Annotated in this window: 7 protein-coding genes and 1 pseudogene (1 of these 8 only partly in view); 3 read left to right on the forward strand and 5 right to left on the reverse strand. The window is 62.5% G+C overall.

Annotated elements, in window-relative coordinates:
* Together A2X88_02145 and A2X88_02150 are read right to left on the reverse strand one after the other, a co-directional pair.
* A protein-coding gene (locus tag A2X88_02145) for a hypothetical protein (protein OGP33890.1) crosses the window boundary here: on the reverse strand, positions 1–523 show its 5' portion. The gene continues 407 nt to the left of window position 1, outside the view; the window shows 523 of its 930 coding nt (coding positions 1–523); its start codon is at positions 521–523; the stop codon falls past the left edge of the window.
* Positions 524–706: 183 nt separating this feature from the next.
* Positions 707–1,204, reverse strand: a complete 498-nt coding sequence (locus tag A2X88_02150) for a hypothetical protein (protein ID OGP33891.1) — start codon at positions 1,202–1,204, stop codon at positions 707–709.
* Between the two features lie 349 nt (positions 1,205–1,553).
* Here A2X88_02150 and A2X88_02155 point away from each other — a divergent pair, with 349 nt between their 5' ends.
* Positions 1,554–1,754 carry a hypothetical protein gene (locus A2X88_02155; protein ID OGP33892.1) on the forward strand — a complete coding sequence of 67 codons (201 nt, stop codon included), beginning with the start codon at positions 1,554–1,556 and terminating at the stop codon, positions 1,752–1,754.
* 57 nt (positions 1,755–1,811) lie between these two features.
* Here A2X88_02155 and A2X88_02160 read toward each other — a convergent pair whose 3' ends face one another.
* The 3 genes from A2X88_02160 to A2X88_02170 form a co-directional block, all read right to left on the reverse strand.
* Positions 1,812–2,384, reverse strand: coding sequence for a hypothetical protein (locus A2X88_02160; protein OGP33914.1), 573 nt, complete (start codon positions 2,382–2,384; stop codon positions 1,812–1,814).
* A gap of 61 nt (positions 2,385–2,445) precedes the next feature.
* Positions 2,446–2,889: an outer membrane lipid asymmetry maintenance protein MlaD gene (locus A2X88_02165; protein ID OGP33893.1), complete on the reverse strand. Its 444-nt coding sequence runs from the start codon at positions 2,887–2,889 to the stop codon at positions 2,446–2,448.
* 9 nt (positions 2,890–2,898) lie between these two features.
* Positions 2,899–3,222: a hypothetical protein gene (locus A2X88_02170; GenBank protein OGP33894.1), complete on the reverse strand. Its 324-nt coding sequence runs from the start codon at positions 3,220–3,222 to the stop codon at positions 2,899–2,901.
* Between the two features lie 460 nt (positions 3,223–3,682).
* On the opposite strand from A2X88_02170, the gene A2X88_02175 reads away from it, so the two are divergent.
* On the forward strand, positions 3,683–4,363 hold the full coding sequence (locus A2X88_02175; GenBank protein ID OGP33895.1) for a hypothetical protein: 681 nt from the start codon (positions 3,683–3,685) through the stop codon (positions 4,361–4,363).
* 21 nt (positions 4,364–4,384) lie between these two features.
* Positions 4,385–4,970, forward strand: a pseudogene (locus tag A2X88_02180) (hypothetical protein).

Here is a 4,970-nt window from a genome sequence, read left to right on the forward strand (position 1 = left end):
GGACCGTGATGATGTCGGAGCGGCGCAGGAGCTGCTTGAGTGGGACCTTCCGTGCGTTCCCCAGGGAGAGCTTTTCCTCGATGTCGTGGTACACGACTTCCATCCCGAGGGATTCGGCGAGGATGGACAGCTGGGAGCCGATATTCCCGTATCCGATGATCCCCAGCCGCTTTCCCCGGATCTCGTGGAACCCTTCGGAGGACTTCGTCCATACGCCGTTGTGGAGCCTGCCGCTGCTTTCGAACACCCCCCGCAGGAGCAGGATCATTTCGCCCAGGGCCATCTCGACGACGCTGCGCGTATTGCTGTAGGGGGCGTTGAAGACCGCGATCCCCTGCGCGCTGCAGGCGGGGATATCGATCTGCTCCGTGCCGATGCAGAAGGCGCCGATCGCCGACAGGTTCGGCGCCCGCTGAAGGATCTCGGGGCCGACGAGGGTCTTCGACCGGATCCCGAGGACGGCCACGTTCTCCATCATCTGGGCGAGCAGTTTTTTCCCGGGGCTGTGGGGAACCTCCTCCACCTTGAAGCCCGCCTCCTTGAATACGCGGACTGCCCGGGGTGGATGTTTTCCAGGAGGAGCGCCTTCATGCGAATCACTATACCATCGGCGTCGCCTGGATGGCTTGCGAGGATCGGGTGGCCGGCGCCCACGTTCGCCCCTCATGCGCTCCGGCTTCCGCAGCACAGCGGGCGCCGCCGCCGGTCACCACTTGAAGAGCTTCTTGATCCCTTCCTTCGCCCCTTCGCGGATGCTGTCCAGCGTCTCCCCCTTCTTCTCCGCGCGGATCACCTCCTGCGTAGCGCCCGACTCCTTGTCCACGAACTTCATCGGGTATCCGCTCTCCAGCACCTTCCGGTACTCCGCCGACTCCTCGTAGTCATCCTGCCCCAGCCCCATCTTCTTCATCTCCCGGGACAGATCCTCGAACTCCTTCCACACGGCGGGGCCAAGTTCCCCGGCCGGATCGATCTTCCCGGTCCCCCAGATTTCTTCCCGCGGCGTTCCCCCCACGGACACGCGGTACCCGTCGCAGGCATAGCCGGCGACCGTCCCTCCGGAGATGCGGGCGACCGTGACCTTCCCTCCGGGTCGGGAGGAGGCCCCCGGAAGGGAAATCCCCTGGCGCTTCATTTCCTCCATCGCCTGCTGCGAGGCCTTCATCCCCTCGCGGACCATCTTCCGGTATTCCTCGAAGGTCATCACGCTGTACTGTTTTCCCTATGAAAAGCAACCCGCCGCATGCCGCGGTCCGCTTCATCCCGCGCCCCCCTCCATTTCCGGCCCGCCCTGCCACAGGAGCGGGCCCCTGGCCCGAATAAACCGCAATGCACCGGTAGTATCCTTTTACTCTCGTCCTCGTGAGGTTGCAACAGCCCCCGAGCCAGGTGCCTACGCCAACACCTTGGAATGCAAGGGATAATTGTGGAAATGAATTTCCCACGGGGCCCGGGAGGCGACTCTGTAACCTCCTGATAAACAAAGATATTGACAGGGGGGCACCGAAATTGCTTTATTATAGGCTCGCTTGGGGACGTGAGAGAAAACCGGGATGGAAAACGGCGATATGTCGCGCTTGTTCTCGGTCTACAAGGTGGAAAACGGAGAGAAGATCCTCCTCGGCGGTCTGGTGGAACGCCGGGGATCCAGGCGGAAACACTCCAACCGCATGGGGCTCCTGCGGCTGGCCAGAAAGAAATTCGCGGAGTCTCCCGATCAGGATATCCGGATCGTCCTGAAGGAAGAACGATAATACCGAATTACGGGATGGCCCGGTTCCCCGCCGGCACGGGGGAACGGGGATGCCTGCCTAGGAACGTTGCTCCCGGATCGTGGCCCGGAGGCTTTCCATCATCTCCTCGAAGGTCGCCTTCCGGAGGATGCCGTTGAACTGCGATCGGTAATTGTTCACCAGGCTGATCCCCTCGATGACGACGTCGTAGATCCTGTACCGGTCGCCGTCCGCGAGCATCCGGTAGTCCACCGGAACCTCCTGGCCGTTGCGGGTGACCACCAGGGTCTTCACCTGGGCGTACGGTCCGTCGATGGTCTCCTCGTGGTACCGGATCTCCTCCCCCTGGTACGACTCGATCTTCCCGAAATAGGAGTTTTCGAGCAGCTCCCGGAACAGGGCGGAGAACCGTTCCCGTTCCCCCGGTGTCCTCCCGCGCCAGTTCGGGCCGAGGGAGCGCTTCGCCATCTCGTTGTAATCGAAGGCGGGAGCGATCTCCTTCCTCAGGAGATCGCTCCGCTCCGCCCGCATCCCCTTCGCCGCGAGCGCCGGGTCCTTGAGGATCCCGATCGCGCGGTCGATCGTCCCCCGGATCTGTTCGGTGGGTGCGCCCGCCATGGAAGGACCCGGGATCCACCACAGGGTGACCATCAGGATCGCCCAGACCGGGAAAAGGAGGCCCGCCGGAGCGCCTGGCCCCCTCCTTTCCGCCTTACCTGGCGCTTCCATGGATAAATTTCCCGATCAGCTCTTCCAGGTCCACGGAGGACTCGGTCTCCCGGATCCTGCCCCCGGGAGGAATCAGCCGGTCCGACGCGCCGGGTGCGAGGTTCACGTACTTGTCCCCGATCAGGCCCCGGGTCCGGATGGAGGCGATGGCGTCCTCCTGGACCCTGGTCCCCGCGCGGATCTTCATCAGGACGTCGGCCTTGAACCCGTCGAGAGTGATCGCATCCACCTTCCCGACCTCGACGCCGGCGATCTCCACGCTGGCCCCTTTCTTCAACCCCGAGGCCGAAGCGAAATCCGCGTGCACGGGAACGTAGTCTCCCCCCACGATCTCCAGCTTGCCGAGCTTGATGGAGAGCCAGGCCAGGCAGGCCAACCCGAACAGGACGAACAGCCCGACCGCCGTCTCGAGAGTCCCCCGCTTCATCCTCGCCCCCTACATGAGATGGACCGGCCCGGTGATGTCGCCCCGGATCAGCTGCCTGCCGAACGGGTCGACGGAATTCACCACCTCCGCCGTGGGAGCCGCCTGGACCACCTTCCCGTCGTGGAGGACCGCGACATGGTGGCTCCACTGGAAGATCTCCGGGATATCGTGGCTGATCATCACCATCGTGAAACCGTGCCGGTGGTACGTGTGGCAGATGAGGTTCAGGATCGAGTTGCGGATGATGGGGTCCAGCCCCGTGGTGGGCTCGTCGAACAGAATGATCTCCGGGTCCGTCACCATGGCGCGCGCGAAGGCGACCCTCCGGACCATCCCGCCGCTCAGCTCGTCGGGATATTTCCCTTCCGCCCCCTCCAGCCCGACCTGGGCGAGGCGCTCAAGGCGGAGAACGAGGTGTCCCTTCGGATCGGGGAATACGAGGATCTTCGGAAGTCGGCCATCGACCCGTACCTCGCCGTCCGCGACGCCTACTTCCAGTACCGCGCCAGGAAGGTCCGGGAATAGGGATGGGCCGCGCTCCGGGTCTTGACGGGGAATGCACCCCGGAATTTCCAGGTGGGGGAATGACCCGATTGGGAAAATTATTGGAACAAACAGGAAGCAGATCACCCATTCGTATTCAGACTTGTTATTGATAGGGTAGAAATAAGTTTTCCAAGTAATTATTTCTTCCAGCCCAATTGCCCCTCCGGAATGAACATTGCTTACACCTGTTTGGGTTAGTCGGAACTCGTCGCCCTTAACCCATGGTCAATCCAAACAGGAGAATGCCATGTTCCCGATCCGGTGCCCAAGAAATGCGATTCTGTCGGTCCTCGCGTTTGGATTGCTTGCCTGCGGTGGAAGCGGAGAGACGACGAACCAGGCGAACACCAGCACCTATCTGAAAAGCCTCCCCACCTGGGAGGAATACAGCCCGCCCTCCCCGCCGGTTCCCCCGACCCGGATCGACAATCCCGTGCAGACGGACGAGTTGATCGACAACGTCCCCGTCATCGATCCCATCGACAACAGCATTCTCGGCTACCGGTCGGAGATGTACCAGTGCACCAGCACCGAGTTCACCATGACCGATACCCCGGAAAAGATCGTCATGTTCAGCCCGGACCGGGAGCTGCTCTGGCCCGGCAGCCTCATCCAGGGGAAGAGCCACCGGGACGGGATCGGATCCCTGCTGCCGCTGACGATCCGCGAGCGGTCTCCGATCAACATCTCCATCCCTTCCCTGGCCACCGTGGACAACTACCGCCTGGTGGAAACACCGAACCAGGCCAACGTGAGCCAGGCCATCGGCTCCATGGTCTACAACGCGACCACGTCGAACCTGGTCACCCCGAGCACGATCCAGTTCTTCATGGAGGACTACAGCTCGGAGCAGTCCTTCCCGCTCCAGGCCAAGATTTCCGGGAAGTACATGGGCTTCCGGGCCAGCGCCTCCTCGTCGGTTTCCTGAAGCGCGAACGAGCGGACCGTGATGGTCTACTTCTACGAGAAGATGTTCGAGGTGGTGGTGGAGCCCCCCCAGACCCCCGGGTCCTTCTTCTCCGACGAGTTCACCATGGCGAAGCTGAACGAGCAGATCCAGCTCGGGAAGATCGGGCCGGACAATCCTCCGATCTACGTATCGAACATCGTGTACGGCCGGATGATGGCGTTCACCTTCACCTCCACGGGTTCCTCGTCCGAGATCAAGGCGGCGCTGAACGCCGCGTACAAGGGGATCTTCAGCGTCAGCGCCAGCGTCAGCGCGCAGCACAAGAAGGTCCTCGAGGAAGGGAAGATCTCCGTGACCTCCCTGGGCGGCGAGTCCAAGGCCACCGTGGCAATGATCGCCTCGGGGGACTGGCGCGCGAACCGCTCCGGCCGGGACGGCACTCCGGGGGTTCCCCGAGATATACTATCTGTCGCCATGATGCCTGGGCGACTCGGGACGCTTCTGCTCATCGCTGCGCTGGGGTATTGCGCGATTGTCGCAGTTCTCTACCTGGTGCAGGACAAGATCCTCTATTTCCCCGAAATCTACCCGGTGTCGGAAGCGAAGAGCCGTGCGGGAAGGCTTG

The sequence above is a fragment of the Deltaproteobacteria bacterium GWC2_65_14 genome (genome assembly GCA_001797615.1).
Lineage (GTDB): Bacteria > Desulfobacterota > Deferrimicrobia > Deferrimicrobiales > Deferrimicrobiaceae > GWC2-65-14.